Raw genomic sequence first — 18,322 nt, forward strand, 5'->3', positions numbered from 1 at the left:
ACTCAGTTCGAAAGGGAACCCCATGCCCCACGCCACCTACACTTACGCGCCCGCCGAGTCCGCGCAGGGCTGGCTTCGACGGGCTGAGACATGGCTTGACGACAAGGGCAAAGGCGCCTGGATCGCCGTCATGGTCCTCAGTTTTATCTTTGTCTGGCCGGTCGGCCTCGCCCTTCTCGCCTATATGATCTGGAGCAAAAGAATGTTCGCTTGCAAACACCGCCCGCACCACGGCCCCCGTGGTCGCCACATGCACCGCGCACGGGCTTATACCGCCCATGCCGCTGCCCGCCCCTCCGGCAACTCCGCCTTTGATGCCTATAAGGAAGAGACCCTGCGCCGGCTTCAGGACGAGCAGGAGCAGTTCGAGACCTTCCTCGAACGTCTGCGCGCGGCGAAAGACAAGGCCGAGTTCGACCAGTTCATGGAAGACCGCGCCAAACGCGCCGCCGAAGGACATAACACGGCAGAGGTCGAAACGCCGGATGCCGGTAAGACAGAGGGGGCCTGAGCCTCAAGACAAGTCCTGCGGCACACGCGGGGCTTGCCTCTTTCCCTTGGAGAAACGAGAATGCGCAGCATGATATATGACGAAGATGATCTCTGGGGCCTGCCCGACCCCGACCGCCAGCCCGATTTTTACGCCTCGGTCCCCACAAAACGCGCCTTGGCCTTTGTGGTCGACCTGATCGCAGGCGTGCTGATCGCCGCCCTCATTGTCCCCTTCACCGCCTTCACAGGGATTTTCTTTTTCCCGTTTCTCGTTGCCGTGGTGAGCTTTGCCTATCGGGTCATCACCATTGCCAATGGATCGGCCACATGGGGGATGCGCCTGATGGGGATCGAGTTCCGTGACCGCAAGGGCGCACGGTTTGATCTTGGCATGGCCGTGCTGCACACCACGCTGTTCACCGTCTGGTGCTCTACCGGATTTTTGCAAGTCATATCGGTTATTCTCATAGCCACCACCGCACGCGGACAAGGCCTCTCGGACTGGATCCTCGGCACTGCCGCGATCAACCGCCCGTCGCGCTACTGATGGCGAAATTCCGGACAAAAGGGGGCGCGTCAGTCCCCTTTTTCGCTGCAAGCCGGAGATTTGCGGTTTGAACCACTTGGCGAAGGGGCTGTGAATTGCTACCTTTTCCTCAACATGTAACCCGACATTTTGTCATACACCCCAAGTTTAACCCATGCGCCATTCCCTCCCCCTCGCGCCGCAATTCTATGTGACGGCCCCGCAACCCTGCCCCTATCTGGAGGGCCGGATGGAGCGCAAACTGTTCACGTCGCTGCAGGGGGAGAATGCCATCGCGCTCAATGACAGCCTCTCGAAACAGGGGTTCCGGCGCTCGCAAAACGTGCTCTACCGCCCGACCTGTGCGGGCTGCAACGCCTGTCTCTCCGCCCGTATCCGGGTGGCGGATTTCAAACCGTCGAAATCCCAGCGCCGCGCGATGAACAAGAACAAATACCTCAAACGCGGGGCCACCTCGCCTTGGGCCACGGAAGCGCAATACGAACTGTTCCGCGAGTATTTGGAGACGCGACACGCCGACGGCGGCATGGCGGATATGGATGTGTTCGAATTTGCCGCGATGATCGAAGAGACGCCGATCCGCACCCGTGTGATCGAATATTACATCCCCGGCGAGAACGGCACGCCCCGCGAACTGGCGGCAACCTGTCTGACAGACCTTCTCGATGACGGGGTGTCGATGGTCTATTCCTTTTACAAACCGGAACTGACCAAGGACAGCCTCGGCACCTATGTGATCCTTGATCATATCGAGATCGCGCGGGATGCCGGCCTGCCCTATGTCTATCTCGGCTACTGGGTGCCGGGGTCTCCGAAAATGGGCTACAAGGCGCGGTTCTCGGCGCTTGAGGTCTATCAGGACGGGCAATGGGTCGAGGTCGAAGATCCCGATGATTTCTCGCCGGACAGTCATCCGCTGGAAAACGAACCGATTGCGCAGCAGGTGGCCAAGATCGACCTGCCGGATATGCAGAGCACAAAACCGGACAAGCCGCTGTTTTGAGCCCTGTCGCGGCAGGTTTACATGTCACCGAATGGGATACGCAGCGGCGCTGCCCGTCGCACAGCGAGTCCGACATCGCGCGTTCAGGCTTTAATGCACGGCACTCTTGCCCGTTTCCGCGCCCATCATCGCGCGCGGATCTGTGCGCAGCGTGGCGTCGACCAGCAAGCCCAACTGTTCGGCCAGTGACACCGCCAGAGGGGCCACATCCGCACGCACGATCAGCATGGCCATAAGACAGGCATCCTCGCGCTTGCCACGGGCCGCCATACGCACGAATTGCGCCAGCACCGCTTCGTCCGCCCCAAGGCAATCACAGCTCATCCCGTGGCTGACCAACTGGCGCCGCCCGTGACGCCGGAACACCATCATCATCTGTTCGAAAATCTTGCCCATATCACTTGAGCGGCGCAGCGCGTCCGAGCCGCGAAAGAGCGTCACAACCACGCGCCCCTGCTCGCCCAGTTGCGAGAGCTTTCCTACCGGTTGCGCCCCCTCTAACGCGTCTTCGGTAAGCTGGTCGAGGGCACGGGCAGATTGGAAAGACATGATCGGGCTCCTTGTGGACGCGAAACTGCGCTAAATACCTTAGTGTTTTTATAAGACTTGCATCGCAAAGCAAGAAGTTTTTCGCAGCCAAAAGAAAACCCCGCCGAAACCGGCGGGGTTTTGCGTGTCTCTCAATGTGCCTCAGGTCAGTTCGACAAGAGGTTCGGCACAATCGTCACAATATCGGGGAAGACCCAGAGAATCCCCAAACCGAGCATCTGAATGAGCACAAAGGGAATGATGCCTTTGTAGATGTGCCCCGTCGTCACCTCTTTCGGCGCCACCCCGCGCAGGTAGAACAGCGCGAAACCGAAGGGCGGTGTCAGGAAGGAGGTCTGGAGGTTCACAGCAATCATGATCGTCACCCATTTCGGGTCCATCGTGCCGCCGTAAATCACCGGCCCGACGATGGGCACAACGATGTAGATAATCTCGAGGAAATCGAGCACAAACCCGAGGATGAAGAGCACCAGCATCACCAGAAGGAAGACGGTGAACTCATTGTCAAAGCTGCGCAGGAAGCTCTGGATATAGTGTTCGCCACCGAAGGAAATCACCACGAGGTTCAAAAGCTGCGACCCGATGAGGATGGTGAAGACCATCGACGTGACCTTCGCTGTTTCCCGCACCACGATGCCCAACGTGCCATCGGAGAACAGCACCCAGCAGGCATAGAGAATGCCGAACATGGCGTAGTAATAGGCCCCAAGCGCGACGATGTAAGCCACCCAATCCTCGAACGGCACATCGCCACGGCCCAGACGCAGGTCGAAATTCGACCCGATCAGGATCATGACAATTACAGCAAAGGCGGCACCAAGAATGATCTTGCCCGACTTGTGATGATCCGACAGCTTGCGGTAAGCGGCGAGCAAAAGTGCGCCCCCTGCCCCAAGTGCTGCCGCCGGTGTCGGGTTGGTCACACCGCCAAGGATGGAGCCAAGCACCGCCACGATCAGAACCAAGGGCGGGAAGACCACACGGAACAACTCGTTCTTGGCCAGATTTGCCGCAGCGGCTTTCAGCCCGTATGCCAGTGCTGCAAAGGGGATCAGGTAGATCACAAAGGCCGTGCCCGAAGTGGTCAGCGGCCCTACAAAGAGCGCATCCAGAACCAGCACACCCACGATCCCTGCCGCACCGATCAGAAGCGGACGCGGATCACCGGTCGGCGCCACACCACGGCCAAAGGACAGCATCAGGGACAAAAGCACCATAACCGTCAGCAGCCCGTTGCCCAGTTTCGGCGCGTTCGTCACCGCATCGGTAGTGAGGGCTTCGATCTCTTCCGGTGTGCGCTGCACAGAGCCTTGCGACCCACCAGACGCCTCGATCGCGGCTTGTTCGGCCACGGCCTTGTCCCATGCGTCCTGACCGTGCAATTCAATCATGGCCGCCTGACATTGATCCGACACCGCAGTGCGCAAAGAGGCCCGCGCGCCCGCTTCGGAGAATTCGGACACCACGATCTGTTGCGAACCGGCAATTCCCATCTGACCAGAGGCAATCGCGCCACCGATCAAGATCACCGGCACGGCGATGAACCACAACACACCTTCGCGGCGCGTGATGGTGGAATGGCTGGTGTGTTCCAGATGAACCGGCGGAGCCTTGGACGGGTTGAACAAAGCGTAACCGAAGGCATAAAGCGCATAGAGGCTGGCGAGGAAAATCCCCGGCAACATGGCCGCTTGGAACAGCGTGCCGACGGAGACCACTGCGGGTTCGCCAAGATAGGTCAACGCATCTGTGCAGCCCACGGCCTGAGCCCGCGCCTCTTGGGCGGCGGAATAGAGATCGCCCGCCAGCGTGCCCAAAAGCACGATGACGATGGAAGGCGGAATGATCTGCCCCAAGGTGCCCGACGCGGCGATCACCCCTGTGGCAAGCTGCGGCGAATAGCCGTGACGCAACATGGTCGGCAAGGACAGCAAGCCCATGGTCACAACGGTCGCCCCGACGATGCCAGTGGAGGCCGCGAGGAAGGCACCCACGATCACCACGGACACGGCCAGACCACCAGGCAGCGGACCAAAGACCCGCGCCATGGTCGTCAAAAGGTCGTTGGCGATCTTGGAGCGTTCAAGAACGATCCCCATCATCACGAACATCAGCACCGCCAGAAGCGTCTCAATAGAAGCCCCTGCAAAGACGCGCTCGTTCATCCGGTTGACGATAAAGGACAGGTTGCGATCCACCGCCTGCTCCCATCCGCCGGGGAAGAGTGCTTCGGGATAAACCGGTAGGTCGGGATACCTGAAATGCGAAATATTGGCGGGATTGACGCCTGAATTCACAAGATCGCGGTACGCCTGCGAGCCGGTATCCAGCGCCTCGTGCACAAGGATGCCCGCGCTGTCCAGAGCGGCGATGATGCCAAATGACATAAGCCCCGCACCCCCGATGGCAAACGCCACCGGAAAGCCCGTGAGAATACCGCCGAAGAGGCAAAGGAATACGATGATGAGGCCGATTTCTACGCCATCAAGTCCGAAAAGCATGTGTTTGTTCCTTCGCTCGAATTAATACGTGCCTTCAAAGGTTTCTTCACCTTCGCCGAGCGTGTCTTTGTCGAGATATTTACCTGCGCTCTCTTCGCCCTCGACGAATTCGAGGAAGGAGCGGTAGAAAAAGGCCAGCGCCTGCAAAATCACCAGCGAGAGAAAGCACAGCATCAGGATTTTGAACAGGAAATAGCCGTTGAACCCGTTGGCGGAAAAGGACACGGTTTCCACGTTCCATTTCACGATCCGCGCCTTCATCAGCATCCGGTCCAGCGCGTCAGAGGCCGAGACTTTCGGCGTGATCAGGTGCCGCCAGAGGAAGAACCACGCATACATCCATGTCAGAAGCGCGACAGGCAGCATGAAGAACAGCGACCCGAACATGTCGATGGCGCGTTTGGTGCGGTGTTTGACGCCGGCATAGATCAGATCCACGCGGACGTGGCTGCCTTGCACAAAGGCATAGGACACACAGAGCGCCACAACGAGGGCGTTCTCGAATTTGAGGCTTTCGGAGAACCAGCCAACAGATTCCGTGAACCCGCCGCCGAACGGCGAAATCGAAATCTCGCCCTGACGGAAGATCGACTGCAAGAACACCACGATGATCTGCTGTAGCACCATCAGAAGGCCGAACCATGCGGCCACGCGTCCTGTGGTATTGGCGATCTTCTCAAGCCCGCGCACCAGCGCCCACAGGAAGGGGCGATGGACAAAGCCGATCACGGAGAGCACGATCACCACATCCAGAAAGACGAACAGAAGCTCTTTTGATCCACCGTAATAAACAAAGCGCAAAAGGCTTTCCTTATCCGACCAATCGAGCCAAAGCCCCGGATGTGTAAGCGCATAAATGATGTGCCAGAACCCGAGACCGAGGTTGACAACGAGGCTCACCACCGCGTCCACCACAAGTCCCAGAAAAGACGTACCGGCCTGTTCTTCCATCTCGTCTGTCCCCTTCCCGGCCCGCATCCGCGCGGCCCGTTCCCAGTGTCATGTTATTCTATGTGTGTAATGGCGTTGCTTTACGCTTCTGGAACACGGACGACAACGCGAAAAGGACGAAAATGCGCGCGAAAACCGCGCGCATTTCCTGTTTTTCAGTCTTTCAAGACATCATTCCGACTGGGCCGCGATCACACGGTCGCGCTGCGGCGTATATTTGCCGTCAGAGCGTCCCATCCAGCCGGAGGTCGCAGACATCGCCGCCTCATAAGAGGTGCGGATCTCCGCGAAGATCTCGTCATCCATATACCCGTCGAGCACCTCCTTGGCGGCGGTCCCGAAGGCGGTCCAGATGTCGTCGGAGAATTCCTTGAGCTGTGTGCCGCCCTGAATCAGGCGTTGCAGCGCCGGACCGTTGTTGGCGACGAACAGCGCGTAGTTGTGCTGATGGCACTCGCCCGCGGCAATCTCGATGGCCTTCTGCTGTGTCGGGGTCAGACCTTCGAACACTTCGAGGTTGGTGGTGACACAAAGCGCGGCACCTGGTTCGTGGAAGCCCGCCGGATAGTAGTAGTCACAGACCTCTTGCAGGCCGAGCTTCTCGTCCGACCACGGGCCGATCCATTCGGTGCCGTCCAGCGCGCCGGAAGACAGGGCTTGATAAATCTCGCCACCCGGAAGCACCTGCACGGAAGCGCCGAGTTTGGACACGGTTTCCCCGCCAAGCCCCGGCATACGGAATTTCAGACCCTGGAAATCGGAAGGCGACTTCATTTCCTTGCGGAACCAGCCCCCGCCCTGACCACCGGTCTGACCGGCGATAAAGCCCTTGAGGCCGAAGATTTCGCCCAGCTTGTGGTGAAGCTCCATACCGCCCATGGAATAATACCACACCATCATTTCCGGCGCGGTCATGCCGAAGGGCACGGTTGTGAAATACGCCAGCGCAGGGTGTTGCCCGGTGAAATAATATTCGCAGCCGTGATACATATCGGCCTGACCGGCGGTCACAGCGTCAAAGACTTCCAACCCGCCAACAAGCTCGCCTGCGGCTTTCGGCTCGACGGTCAGCTGCCCGTCGGTGAGTGCGCCGACATTGGCGGCAAAGCGTTCAACGGAATCCCAGACGCCCGCAAGTCCGCGCGGCCATGTGGTGACCATAGTCAGCGTGCGCTTGCCCTGTGCATATACCGGCGCGGCCAGAGTGGACGCAGCGGCAGCAGATGCCCCGCCCAGAGCGGATGTTTTCAAAAAAGAACGACGATCCATAGATGGTTTCCTCCCAAAATAGTCTATGGCGAATTTTAACCCCGACCCACGCGACACCAGTCAGCCCCTTCCCCCCTTTCAAGCAGCGGCGCAAAGGTCCTCTCGCCTTCGCACCAGAAACGGGCAGATCATCTGACGGGCCACATGCGGGCCGGATCGTTCAAAGAGGTTAGCGGTCACAAAGGCGCGAGGAAATACCCAACATTACGCAGAGGCCTCATTTTGTAACTTTTTCTGATGAAAATTGGTAACTTTCCTACCATATTGCGGATGCAAACCTCCGATTGACCCGCTGCGGAACGCCGCTATCCTGCATTCGACCCAAAGACCGGACCCTCGACATGACGCGGCTGCTGCCCGAGATGACCTATGCGCGCAAACTCTATTTGCTCGCCACTCTGCCGCTGATCCTCTCTGTCGCGGCGATTGCCTTTGTCGTGGCGCATCAGTCGAAAACCATGTCGGAACGCGAGATCGCCGATCTCGAAGCCCAGTTGATCAGCGCCAAAAAGCAGGAGTTGCAAAACTACCTGCAACTGGCGCGCACCTCGATCAGCGCCGATTACAACCCCGCCCCGCCCGATGACGAAGTGGCCAAGACCAAGGTGACACAGACTCTTGCCGCCATGACCTACGGGAGCGAGGGCTATTTCTTTGTCTATGACTATCAAGGGACCAACCTCGTCGCCCCGCGCCAGACCGAACTGATCACCCACAACTGGGCGGGACGCACCGACAGCGAAGGCACGCCCGTGGTCGACGAGTTGATCCGGCTGGCCCGTCAGGGCGGCGGCTATCACGAATTTCTCTGGCCCAAACCCTCCACCGGCGAGGAGGCCCGCATGATCAGCTATGTGATCGGCTTGCAGGACTGGCAATGGGCCATCGGCACAGGCGTGTTTATCGACGATGTGCTGACCTCTGTTGCCGCCGCGCGCGCAGAGGTCAACGCCCGTGTGCGCCGGACCTTCGGCTATATCGGTGCGATCACCATGGCCGCTGTGCTTCTGGTCTTTATGACAGGTGTCTCGATCACGATCCGCGAGCGCCGTCTCGCAGATGCCAAGCTCAAGGAACTGACCCAGCGTATTTTCGACACGCAAGAAGAAGAGCGTGGCCGCGTCGCCCGTGAATTGCATGACGGGATCAGCCAGATCCTTGTCGGTGTGCGCTATGCGATGGAACTGGCGCGGCGGCAGTTGAAGGCGGGCGATCCGAAAGCTCCGGCCAGTCTCGACCGCAGTTTCGACATGCTGGGCGGTGCGCTCACCGAGGTGCGCCGCATCTCCCGCGACCTGCGCCCCGGTGTGCTGGATGATCTGGGTCTTGGCCCCGCGCTTCAGGCTCTGGCCGAAGAATTCGAGAAACGCACAGGGATCAAGACAGGGCTGGAAACCGTCGTCTTTCGCAACCGGCTCGACGAAGAGGCACGGATCGCCCTGTTTCGCATCGCACAAGAGGCCCTCACCAATATCGAGCGCCACGCCGAGGCCACCGAGGTCTCCATCAAACTCGCAGGCCACCGCACAGGCGCAACGCTTCTGGTCAGTGACAACGGGCAAGGTTTCGACCCTTCCGAGACCAGCAAGACCGGTCGTGGCATCGGGCTGCGCAATATGGTCGAGCGGATGGAACAGCTCGACGGCACATTGACCATCACACATCTCTCCCCCGGCACGGCCATTGACGCCACCGTGCCGTTGAAGCATATCCTGCCTCCCGCAGGCTCCAACCGCCCCCGCTCCCACATAGGAAACGCCCGATGAATGACATGACCCGAACCCGCGTTCTGATCGTGGACGATCATCCGTTGGTGGCCGAGGGCATCCGTGCGTTGCTGGAAAGTTTCGAGGATATCGACGTGGTGGGTACGCTGAGCAACGGGCGCGAGGCGGTGGACCAGATCGACACGCTGGCGCCGGACGTTGTGCTGCTGGATCTGAACATGCCCTGTATGGGCGGGCTGACGGCGACAGAGCTACTTCTGGAGCGCCGCCCCGAAACCCGCATCCTGATCCTGTCCATGCACGACAGCCCCGAATATATCGGAGCCGCACTTTCGCACGGGGCGATGGGCTATGTGCTCAAAGACGTGCCGACCGAGGATGTAAAAGAGGCGATCGAGGCGGTGATGCGCGGGGAGAAATTCCTCTGCACCGGTGCGCAGGCCGCAATGGGGCCGAAAATCCGCGACGGGCGGGAACCTTTGACCGAGCGCGAACAGACGATCCTGCTGGAACTGGCGCAGGGCAAATCGAACAAGGAAGTCGCCGCCGCCCTCGACATCTCCGTGCGCACGGTCGAGACCCACCGCAAGAACATCAAGCGCAAGCTGGGGATTTCCTCCACCGCCGGACTGACGCGCTATGCTTTGGAACACGGGGTTTTGCAAGGCACAGGACGGTTCTAAAGGGCCGCTGCTGAAAGCGAACTCCCTGACCGCTTGTCGCGCGCAAGCAATATTCATCAGGCAATAGACATAGCCTGCGGCCATAAATCCGGCTAAACCTGAAGCATGATCCCCATGCCCGCCATCAAGCCCGCCACCAAAATTCTTACAGTCCTCATGTCCGGCTTTCTCCTGTTCGGCCCTGTGATGTCCCACGCAGAAGAGCCGACACGCTGCGTGGATACCCTGTCGGATCTGTCATGGACACTCGACGGCACAGAGCAATATCGCCATTTGAACTCGGACCAATCGGGCGGCGCGCTACATGGGTTAGCGTGTGAAGAAGACGAGATAATTCACTGGTTTGAAAGACATTCCTGGTCTCTCCTGCGCAGGACCTCTGTTGACGGGGCATCCTTTGACACGGGCTTTGGCTCGGGCGCAGACAGTTATCGAGCTGATCGGGGGCTGGTCTTTTGCCTGCCCCGAAAATTCCCGTTCAGATGGCGCACAAACGGATGTTCCGCTCAGATCAGTGTCCTGCTGTTTGAGGGCAAGATCACACATCTCATCGCTGGCCCCACACTCTGACCCCATCACGCAAGACCGCAAAGGGCGCGCCCTCACGCTTCAACAAAAACGCGCAGGGGATCCCTCCCCCGCGCGTCTCTGATTTCTCACCGATCAGGAAAGATCAGTCTCCCATCATCGCCAGAACACGGTTGCGCTGGGTGCTGTAGAACGTGTCGGACTGACCCATCCATGCCGATGTGGCCTTCATCGACTCTTCGACAGCGGTGCGGATTTCGACAAAGAGATCGTCGTCCATATATTGATCCAGAACCTCTTTGGAGGCGCGGCCCAAAGCTTCCCACACATCATCAGGGAATTGCTTGATCTGCGTGCCGCCCGAGATCAGACGTTGAAGCGCCGGACCGTTGTTGGCGAGGAACAGCGCGTAGTCGAACTGGTTACATTCGGCGGCGGCATTGTCGATGATCCGCTGTTGTGCCGGTGTCAGCGACTGGAACACTTCGAGGTTGGTGTTGACCGACAGTGCCGAGCCCGGCTCGTGGAAACCGGCCGGATAGAAATAGTCACAAACCTCTTGCAGGCCCAGACGTTCGTCCGACCACGGGCCGACCCATTCCGTCCCGTCCAAAGCACCCGAGGAGAGCGCCTGATAGATGTCACCCGCCGGCATCACCTGAACCGAAGCGCCCAGTTTGCCGACCACTTCGCCGCCCAAGCCCGGCATCCGCAGCTTGAGGCCCTGGAAGTCGGAGACAGAGGTGATTTCCTTACGGAACCAGCCGCCACCCTGCGCGCCGGTCTGGCCGCCGATGTTGGCGCGCAACCCGAAGATTTCGCCCAGATCGCGGTGCAGCTTCTGCCCGCCCTGACCGTAATACCAAACCATCATTTCCGGCGCAGTCATGCCGAAGGGAGAGGTGGTGAAAAACGCCATCGCGGGGTGCTGGCCGGTGAAATAGTATTCAGCGGAGTGGTAAATGTCGGCCTGACCGGAGGTCACGGCGTCGAACACTTCAAGACCGCCCACCAGTTCGCCAGCGGCGCGGGCCTCGATGGTAAGCTGACCGTCGGACATGGTCTGGACACTGTCCACGAAACGCTCAACAGCTTCCCAGACCCCCGCAAGACCGCGCGGCCAGGAGCAGACCATGGTCAGGGTGCGCTTGCCTTGCGCATACATCGGCGCGGCCAGCGTGGACGCGGCCGCAGCAGAAGCGCCACCGAGCGCGGATGTTTTCAGAAAAGAACGGCGATCCATATAAGTATCCTCCAAATGTGCGTAAGGGACTCCCCTCACCAAATCGCGCGCACCATAGTGAGGGCCTCCGGAAGATTGAAGGGGGAAACACACCCAAAATTGCGCCAAAATTGCGCGCAGATGCGGAGGGGACGCAACTTTTTTGCTCATAGGGGGCGAAATAGGAATATAGAGCCTTGTCCTCGCCAAGCACCACTCACGTGCCCCACGGCTTACCCCGCCTTGGATCTCTTCACTTTACGAGACAAACAATACCTTACGGGGCAAGCAATTCGATAGGGCGCGGCTGTCCGTCAACCCGCCGGAACCCGAAATTCGCCAAATGTTTGTCCATGCCTGCGCTGTCCCGCCAATAGACATCGGCACGGTGGCTGCGAATTTCATGCATCAGCGCATCATAGGTCAGAACAAGCGGAAAGACTGGCTCACCCTGAGCGAGCGGCGCTGCCATCGTCGCGACAAGGCACACGTAGAGACCGACATCTGCGTTCTGGTCATAGCGCAAAACCGCATCTGTCAGCATCAACGGCAGGGCCTCTCCCGCATGGGTGATGGCGACATGCTGCGCGAAATAATCCGTGATCTGTGCGAGTTGCGCCGGTGTCAGGTTTTCGTTCACCAAAGCACCCTCCCACGTCTCAAACTCGGATGAGGCCACCATCAGGTCTTCGAGAGGAAAGGAAATAACCAGACGCAGGTCCTCGTCTTTGTGCGAAAATATCAGGACGCTGCCCGGCAAGGCATGCGCCAACACGGCCCCTGCCCCGCCCAACACCAGCGACACGGCCAGACAGGCCGCGCGCATACATGTTTTCAGCCTCATAGGGTGTTGCCACCGTAGTCATCCTGCTGGTCACGCCAGACAGAATGTGGATGATTGCCCTCTTCGCCCGTGGATTTGTTGGACTGCATCGAGAACTCCAGCCAGAGCGACGGGCCATGCAGGCGCACATAGTCGTCTTCGCTGTCCAGATCGGTCGTGCCGGAAAACCCGAGATAGGTGTCGGCAAACTCGGCCTCGTATTTCTCCATATAGGCTGCGGCCCCCGCATCATTGATGTCGCCCACATAGGTCTCCAGCGCGGCGATCAACAGATACACTTGCTCGTCACTGAGTTCCGAAACGCTCAACCCTTCTTTTTCTTCGGGGATCGCATCATCGGCCTGCGGACCTGCGAGAATATCGCGGTAGGTGCCTTCGAGCAAAGCGACCTCGCGCTGCTCCTCTGTCAGCGATTGCAACAAGCGTGCGAACGCGTCACGTTCCTGCGCCATCGGCAGGTTCAGGCGGTCGTTAAATTCGACAGGACGAAACGGCTCGACCCCGCGGAAAGACGGCGTGGCCCCGACCAGAGCACCATCGGTGTAGGTGTTGGCAAAGGCAAAGTGGTGCCCGCCGTAATACAATTCCCAAGTCCCTGTTTCGGCTGGCGTTCCGAGAAAAGCGAAATAGAAATTCGAAGACGAATATCCGGCCTGATCCGTGGCCACGGTATAAATGAAATCATCCAGATTGAGATTCTGTTCGATCTCGTCATAACCTTCGTTCTCACGCAGGCTCCCCGCTTCCATCAAGATCGCTTTGACAAGGCCAAGCTGTTCCTCCGAAAACTCCCCCAAAAGCACACCCGGACGATCCGGATAGCCCCCTGCGGGCAGGTTGCTCCACTTCTGGGCCGTTTCTACGGAATAGGGCAGCTCCAGAAGCTCAAGCATATCATCGGAAACATCTGTTTTGAGCAATTCGCTCAGGCACAACAGTCGCGCGAACCCCGGCTCATCACCACAAGCCTCGATTGTGTCGGGCAGTTCGACCGCACCGATATTGATGTTTTCCTCCATCAAGCGCGGATCATTTTCATGCGGCTCTCCGCCCCCCGGAGGCGGCCCTGCGGGCTGCGCCCGAGCAATATCAACGGCACCGGCAATCGCAATTGCTGCGATCACACCGGCGAGAGGGAAACTGGATTTGCCCATCGGCGCGCTCCTTGTAAGATTGTTGACGTTACGTTAATCAGCTTGCCCCGCCAAGACAACCAAAAGCGCCCGAAAGACCTCGCCTGACCTGTTCCTGTCGCTCGCACGAGGATGCGGGAAACAACAGGACCCGCGCAGGCCACCTCCCGATGGCAAGACGGGCACAGAATGATCCGCGCCCGTCACCGCTTCAGACCCTCATGAAGCGAACAAGTCCTTATATTGCTCACGCAGGATGTTCTTTTGCACCTTCCCCATCGTATTGCGCGGCAACTCATCCACAAGGACCAGTTTGCGCGGGTGTTTGAAACGGGCCAAGGACTGCCCCACGGCCTCCATGATCGCGTCGAAATCCGGTGCGCGGTCTTTTTGCGGCACAATCACGCCGACGACGGTCTCCCCGAAATCCGGATGCGGCACGCCGATCACGGCGCTTTCCACGACCCCCGGCTGCTCGTCGAGCACCAGTTCGATTTCCTTGGGATAGATATTGTAGCCGCCGGAAATAATCAGATCCTTGTTGCGCCCGACGATATGAACGTAGCCGTCCTCATCGATTTTGCCGAGATCGCCAGTGATAAAGAACCCGTCCTCACGCAGTTCGGCGGCGGTCTTTTCCGGCATTTGCCAATAGCCCTTGAACACATTCGGGCCGCGCACTTCGATCTGTCCCACCTCTCCATCGGGCAGGGTCTTGCCGGTCTCCGGATCGGTGACTTTCAACTCCACCCCCGGCAGCGGAAAGCCCACCGTGCCAGCACGACGCTCGCCGTCATAGGGGTTGGAGGTGTTCATATTGGTTTCTGTCATGCCATAGCGTTCCAGAATACGGTGGCCGGTCCGCTCCTCGAACTGGACATGGGTTTCGGCCAGCAAGGGCGCGGAACCGGAAACGAACAACCGCATGTGTGAGGCCAGATCTTTTGTAAATCGCGCATCATCAAGCAGACGGGTGTAAAACGTCGGCACCCCCATCATCGTGGTGGCTTCCGGCAGATAGGCGATGATCTGGTCCAGATCGAATTTCGGCAGGAAAATCATGCTGCTGCCTGAGGCCAGCACGATATTTGTGGCCACAAACAACCCGTGTGTGTGGAAAATCGGCAAGGCGTGCAACAACACATCACTGCTCGTAAACCGCCATTCCTTGACCAAGGTCTCGGCATTGGACAGCAGGTTGTTCTGCGTCAGCATCGCGCCTTTCGACCGTCCGGTTGTGCCGGAAGTGTAGAGAAACGCCGCCAGATCATCGGCCTCACGCGCCACAGTGGAAAATGTGTCCGGCATGGTCTTGGCCTGCGCCATCAAAGATCCGCTGCCATCGCCGTTGAGCGTCTCCACCTTGGCGCCAAGGCTCTCGCCCACCGCGACCATCTGATCCTTGCTCTTGTCGCTGCACACGATCAGGGATGCCCCGCTATTTTCGATGAAATAGCGCAATTCATCGACGGTATAGGCGGTGTTGAGCGGCAAAAAGACAAGACCGGCCTGCACACACGCGGCGTAGAGCGCCAGCGCTTCTGCGGATTTCTCAACCTGCACCGCCACACGATCTCCAGGCTGCAAGCCCAGCCCCGTCATCACATGGGCAAGCTGCGCCCCGATCTCGAGGAACGCCTGATGCGTCAGCACCTGCCCGTCGGGGCGTTTCAGAAACGGCGTGGATTTTCCGGCATGGACGCCGAACAAACGGTCATAGAGGGGGTTTGCCATAGGTTACCTTTCTTCAGTTTTGGGCAACGCGACAGGTCCGGCCAAGGCTTTGACCTCGGCCGATGCGATGACTTCGCGCGTATTGGCAAAATTTTCGTGATTTTGTGCGACCCGCTGGAGGTCATAGAGATAATTCACCATCGTTCCGCCCGATTGGGCCATCCCCTTTTCAGAGGTGTCGGCATCGGCATGGACGGCGTGAATCTTGGCACCGTTGCCCAAATGGAACCGCGCCACCGGATCATAGGGCAGACCGCCACGGGATTTGGCGTTCAGCAGATAATAGGCAGCCAAAGCCTTCATCTGCTCGGCATCCTTGCCTTCCCGGCTCACCCCTTCCTGCTCCAGCCAGCGCATCAGTCCGGGGATGGGCGACAGGGTCACAAAGGTGCGCAAACCGGACAGTTCGGCAGAGAGATCGGCAGCCACCTGTTTGATCAGGGAGTTTCCGAATGAAATACTGGCCAGACCCGCCTGACAGTTGGAAATCGAATAGAACACCGCCGTGTCGGCCTCCTCCGGCGCAAGCGTCTCCCGATCCTCCGCCAGTAGCGCCTGCACAGAGCCGGGAATGCCTTGTGTCAGCGCCACCTCGACAAAGATCAGCGGCTCGTCGGGCATGGCCGGATGGAAAAACGCGAAACAGCGACGGTCCGCAGGCTCCAGCCGCCCGCGCAGATCGGTCCAGCTGTCGATGGCATGCACCGCCTCATAGGCAATGATTTTTTCGAGGATATGCGCCGGACTTTCCCAATTGATCGGGCGCAGTACAAGAAAGCCGCGGTTGAACCACGAGGCAAACAGGTGCCGGAAATCCAGATCAAGCGCCTGAAGCTCCGCCTCCTTGCCACCAAGCCGCAACAGGTCCGCGCGCATCTTGACCAGCGCCCCTGTCGCACCGGGCACCTGATTGAGCCGCCGGATCAATTCTTGCCGCGCAGGCTCCACCGCCTCGGAGAACGCCCGATAGCTCGCCTTGGAAGGATCGCGCTCATAGTCTTCCAAAGTGGTGCGCACAAGCTCCGGATCAATGTCCATCGTCGTCGCAATGTCATGGAAGAAGGCGAGCTTCTCCTCATCCTCCAACTCGGCAAACCGCGACAGGATTTCCCGCGCCAAAGCCAGACCGGAGGTCTCCCCCGCCGTGCCAACAAGCGCCGTGGCCAGTTCGATCAGCGGACGGCCATCCAGTTTCAGTTTCGAAGACTCCCGCCGATAGCGTCGCTCGAACACCGTCGACAAAAGCTCTGCCAATATCGTCATATTGCTGCTCCCATAACCAAGTCGGGAAGCCATGTGGCGATCCCCGGAAAAATGCACAGCAAGATGATCGCAATCACCATGCAGGCAACATAAGGTAGAGACCCGAAAAGAATGGTTTTAAGCGCAATATCCGGCGCGATCCCGTTGATCACATAGAGGTTCAAACCAACCGGCGGAGAGATCAGGCCGATTTCCATATTGATGGTCAGCACAACCGCAAACCAGATCGGGTCAAACCCTGCCGTCGTGATGATCGGCAACAAGATCGGTGCCGCCATCAGGATCACCGCAACCGGCGGCAGGAAGAACCCTGCAATAAGCAGGAAGACATTCACAGCCCCCATCAGCACCCAACGGTTCACCTCAAGCGTCCCGATCCATTCGGCAATGGATTGCGTGATGAACAGAGAGGACAGCATGTAGGAAAACACACCTGCTGCTGCCGTGATAAAGAGGATCATCACGGACTCTTTGGTGCTGTCCCGCAAGACCACCCAAATCGCACGCGGGCTCCACATCTGATAGATAACAATTGCAATCACAAGGCAAAGCAACGCCCCGACGGCAGCGGTTTCCGAAGGCGTCGCGATGCCGCCATACATGGCGTAGAGCACACCGACAATGATCGCAATAAACGGCAAAACACGCGGCAGGATCTCGAACCGTTCCGCCCATGTATAGCTTCCGGTTCCCAGACGGGCAGTATCGCCGGACTTCCATGTTGAATAGAGCGACCACACCATGAACAAACCGACCAGCATCAATCCCGGCATCACACCCGCAAGGAACAAACGCCCGATAGAGGATTCTGTGGCAATCCCGTAGACGATCATCGTGACAGAGGGCGGGATCAGGATGCCGAGGGTTCCGCCCGCCGCGATTGATCCGGCCGCGACACCTTCAGGGTAACCGCGCTTGCGCATTTCGGGGATGCCCATTTTTCCGATGGCAGCACAGGTTGCGGGCGAAGACCCCGACATCGCCGCAAACAGGGCACAGGCCCCCAGATTGGAGATCACCAGACCGCCGGGGACTCGGGTCAGCCAGCGCTCAAGCGCCTCGTATAAATCAGCTCCGGCGCGCGTCGAGGCAATGGATGATCCCATAATGATAAACATCGGGATCGAGAGAAGGGCAAAATTGTCGAGCTTTCCGAAAAGGATTTCCGGCATCAGCTCAAGAGAGCGCGGACCATCAAAGACGATCAGGAAACCGGCAGAGACGATCAAAAGGCCAATCGCGACCGAAACACCCGAGAACAGGACAAGGATTGTCACAATCGCGACAATTCCACCAAGGAGAAGCGGGTCCATCAGCGATCCTCCTGACCAAACGGCATGTCATAACCAAGCAGCAGTGCCACAAGATCGGCGACCAGCTGCAACAAAAGCAGGCCAAAGCCTACAGGAATGGAGAGATAGGGTATCCAGAGCGGCACCCCCCAGACCGTGTCGGATTTCCAGCCACGCGACCACGCATAATGCCAATACTCGTAACCGTAGAACAGCATGACAGTCACAATGGCGATGGAAAGGGCCAGCGTCAGCAGGGCCATGAAAAATCGCGGGCGGCGGCTCAGCGCGAGCGGGATAAGGTCCACATTGACGTGCCCGCGCAGGCGCTGGACATAGGGCAGACCGACGAGCGTGGCCGCAATGACCAGATAGACGACCGCTTCTGTTTGCCAGACGGTCGAACCGTTCAACACGAAACGCACGACGATCATCTGGCAGGTGATGACGATGGCGGCCACGATCATTCCGGCGGAACACCATCCCGCCAGAGTCGACAGAGCCGCAACGAAGCGAAGAAAAGGATTGTTTCCGGTCTGGGAAACAAGGGCAGAGCTATGAACAGCCAATTGCGCCTCCTGATA

17 protein-coding genes are annotated in these 18,322 nt (G+C 58.9%); 6 read left to right on the forward strand and 11 right to left on the reverse strand.

Features of this window, described 5'->3' with window-relative positions:
- The first annotated feature begins 22 nt into the window (after positions 1–22).
- The 3 genes from KO492_RS13290 (at position 23) to KO492_RS13300 (ending at position 2,042) form a co-directional block, all read left to right on the forward strand.
- A complete protein-coding gene (locus KO492_RS13290) occupies positions 23–511 on the forward strand; it encodes a DUF2852 domain-containing protein (protein WP_216045401.1) in 489 nt (162 codons plus the stop codon).
- 60 nt (positions 512–571) lie between these two features.
- On the forward strand, positions 572–1,039 hold the full coding sequence (locus tag KO492_RS13295; protein ID WP_416351231.1) for an RDD family protein: 468 nt from the start codon (positions 572–574) through the stop codon (positions 1,037–1,039).
- 154 nt (positions 1,040–1,193) lie between these two features.
- Positions 1,194–2,042: an arginyltransferase gene (locus KO492_RS13300; protein ID WP_216045402.1), complete on the forward strand. Its 849-nt coding sequence runs from the start codon at positions 1,194–1,196 to the stop codon at positions 2,040–2,042.
- Positions 2,043–2,132: 90 nt separating this feature from the next.
- On the opposite strand, the gene KO492_RS13305 is transcribed toward KO492_RS13300, so the two are convergent.
- From KO492_RS13305 to KO492_RS13320, 4 genes are all read right to left on the reverse strand, one after another.
- Positions 2,133–2,591, reverse strand: a complete 459-nt coding sequence (locus KO492_RS13305; protein WP_216045403.1) for a hypothetical protein — start codon at positions 2,589–2,591, stop codon at positions 2,133–2,135.
- Between the two features lie 146 nt (positions 2,592–2,737).
- On the reverse strand, positions 2,738–5,092 hold the full coding sequence (locus tag KO492_RS13310) for a TRAP transporter large permease (protein ID WP_216045404.1): 2,355 nt from the start codon (positions 5,090–5,092) through the stop codon (positions 2,738–2,740).
- 21 nt (positions 5,093–5,113) lie between these two features.
- Positions 5,114–6,043, reverse strand: a complete 930-nt coding sequence (locus tag KO492_RS13315; protein ID WP_066608155.1) for a TRAP transporter small permease subunit — start codon at positions 6,041–6,043, stop codon at positions 5,114–5,116.
- A gap of 171 nt (positions 6,044–6,214) precedes the next feature.
- Positions 6,215–7,312, reverse strand: coding sequence for a TRAP transporter substrate-binding protein (locus tag KO492_RS13320; protein ID WP_066607862.1), 1,098 nt, complete (start codon positions 7,310–7,312; stop codon positions 6,215–6,217).
- Positions 7,313–7,653: 341 nt separating this feature from the next.
- Between KO492_RS13320 and KO492_RS13325 the strand changes: the two genes are divergently transcribed.
- The 3 genes from KO492_RS13325 to KO492_RS13335 all read left to right on the forward strand — a co-directional run bounded on the left by KO492_RS13325 (position 7,654) and on the right by KO492_RS13335 (position 10,292).
- Positions 7,654–9,078: a cache domain-containing protein gene (locus KO492_RS13325; RefSeq protein ID WP_216045405.1), complete on the forward strand. Its 1,425-nt coding sequence runs from the start codon at positions 7,654–7,656 to the stop codon at positions 9,076–9,078.
- Entirely contained in the window at positions 9,075–9,722 is a 648-nt protein-coding gene (locus tag KO492_RS13330; protein ID WP_216045406.1) for a response regulator transcription factor, read from the forward strand. Before KO492_RS13325 ends, KO492_RS13330 begins: the two co-directional genes overlap by 4 nt.
- A 114-nt stretch (positions 9,723–9,836) precedes the next feature.
- Positions 9,837–10,292 (forward strand): hypothetical protein, encoded by a 456-nt coding sequence (locus tag KO492_RS13335; protein WP_216045407.1) that lies wholly within the window; start codon positions 9,837–9,839, stop codon positions 10,290–10,292.
- A gap of 103 nt (positions 10,293–10,395) precedes the next feature.
- Here KO492_RS13335 and KO492_RS13340 read toward each other — a convergent pair whose 3' ends face one another.
- From KO492_RS13340 to KO492_RS13370, 7 genes are all read right to left on the reverse strand, one after another.
- Positions 10,396–11,493, reverse strand: a complete 1,098-nt coding sequence (locus KO492_RS13340) for a TRAP transporter substrate-binding protein (protein WP_216045408.1) — start codon at positions 11,491–11,493, stop codon at positions 10,396–10,398.
- Positions 11,494–11,749: 256 nt separating this feature from the next.
- Positions 11,750–12,316 carry a hypothetical protein gene (locus KO492_RS13345; protein ID WP_216045409.1) on the reverse strand — a complete coding sequence of 189 codons (567 nt, stop codon included), beginning with the start codon at positions 12,314–12,316 and terminating at the stop codon, positions 11,750–11,752.
- Positions 12,313–13,470, reverse strand: a complete 1,158-nt coding sequence (locus KO492_RS13350; protein WP_252735524.1) for a DUF3500 domain-containing protein — start codon at positions 13,468–13,470, stop codon at positions 12,313–12,315. The genes KO492_RS13345 and KO492_RS13350 overlap by 4 nt, the downstream gene beginning before the upstream one ends.
- 198 nt (positions 13,471–13,668) lie before the next feature.
- Complete coding sequence (locus KO492_RS13355) at positions 13,669–15,183, reverse strand: malonate--CoA ligase (protein WP_216045410.1); 1,515 nt, start codon at positions 15,181–15,183, stop codon at positions 13,669–13,671.
- A 3-nt stretch (positions 15,184–15,186) separates the two neighbouring features.
- On the reverse strand, positions 15,187–16,446 hold the full coding sequence (locus KO492_RS13360; RefSeq protein WP_216045411.1) for a malonyl-CoA decarboxylase: 1,260 nt from the start codon (positions 16,444–16,446) through the stop codon (positions 15,187–15,189).
- On the reverse strand, positions 16,443–17,759 hold the full coding sequence (locus KO492_RS13365; RefSeq protein ID WP_216045412.1) for a TRAP transporter large permease: 1,317 nt from the start codon (positions 17,757–17,759) through the stop codon (positions 16,443–16,445). Before KO492_RS13365 ends, KO492_RS13360 begins: the two co-directional genes overlap by 4 nt.
- Positions 17,759–18,307, reverse strand: coding sequence for a TRAP transporter small permease (locus KO492_RS13370; RefSeq protein WP_216045413.1), 549 nt, complete (start codon positions 18,305–18,307; stop codon positions 17,759–17,761). Before KO492_RS13370 ends, KO492_RS13365 begins: the two co-directional genes overlap by 1 nt.
- Between the last annotated feature and the right edge of the window lie 15 nt (positions 18,308–18,322).

It is taken from the genome of Celeribacter halophilus (assembly GCF_018860305.1).
GTDB lineage: Bacteria > Pseudomonadota > Alphaproteobacteria > Rhodobacterales > Rhodobacteraceae > Celeribacter > Celeribacter halophilus_A.

Bases quoted from the DNA above. Each gene is read 5' to 3' on its own strand.
- KO492_RS13290 (WP_216045401.1), top strand. From the start codon at position 23: ATGCCCCACGCCACCTACACTTACGCGCCCGCCGAGTCCGCGCAGGGC.
- KO492_RS13295 (WP_416351231.1), top strand. From the start codon at position 572: ATGCGCAGCATGATATATGACGAAGATGATCTCTGGGGCCTGCCCGAC.
- KO492_RS13300 (WP_216045402.1), top strand. From the start codon at position 1,194: ATGCGCCATTCCCTCCCCCTCGCGCCGCAATTCTATGTGACGGCCCCG.
- KO492_RS13305 (WP_216045403.1), bottom strand. From the start codon at position 2,591: ATGTCTTTCCAATCTGCCCGTGCCCTCGACCAGCTTACCGAAGACGCG.
- KO492_RS13310 (WP_216045404.1), bottom strand. From the start codon at position 5,092: ATGCTTTTCGGACTTGATGGCGTAGAAATCGGCCTCATCATCGTATTC.
- KO492_RS13315 (WP_066608155.1), bottom strand. From the start codon at position 6,043: ATGGAAGAACAGGCCGGTACGTCTTTTCTGGGACTTGTGGTGGACGCG.
- KO492_RS13320 (WP_066607862.1), bottom strand. From the start codon at position 7,312: ATGGATCGTCGTTCTTTTTTGAAAACATCCGCTCTGGGCGGGGCATCT.
- KO492_RS13325 (WP_216045405.1), top strand. From the start codon at position 7,654: ATGACGCGGCTGCTGCCCGAGATGACCTATGCGCGCAAACTCTATTTG.
- KO492_RS13330 (WP_216045406.1), top strand. From the start codon at position 9,075: ATGAATGACATGACCCGAACCCGCGTTCTGATCGTGGACGATCATCCG.
- KO492_RS13335 (WP_216045407.1), top strand. From the start codon at position 9,837: ATGCCCGCCATCAAGCCCGCCACCAAAATTCTTACAGTCCTCATGTCC.
- KO492_RS13340 (WP_216045408.1), bottom strand. From the start codon at position 11,493: ATGGATCGCCGTTCTTTTCTGAAAACATCCGCGCTCGGTGGCGCTTCT.
- KO492_RS13345 (WP_216045409.1), bottom strand. From the start codon at position 12,316: ATGAGGCTGAAAACATGTATGCGCGCGGCCTGTCTGGCCGTGTCGCTG.
- KO492_RS13350 (WP_252735524.1), bottom strand. From the start codon at position 13,470: ATGGGCAAATCCAGTTTCCCTCTCGCCGGTGTGATCGCAGCAATTGCG.
- KO492_RS13355 (WP_216045410.1), bottom strand. From the start codon at position 15,183: ATGGCAAACCCCCTCTATGACCGTTTGTTCGGCGTCCATGCCGGAAAA.
- KO492_RS13360 (WP_216045411.1), bottom strand. From the start codon at position 16,446: ATGACGATATTGGCAGAGCTTTTGTCGACGGTGTTCGAGCGACGCTAT.
- KO492_RS13365 (WP_216045412.1), bottom strand. From the start codon at position 17,759: ATGGACCCGCTTCTCCTTGGTGGAATTGTCGCGATTGTGACAATCCTT.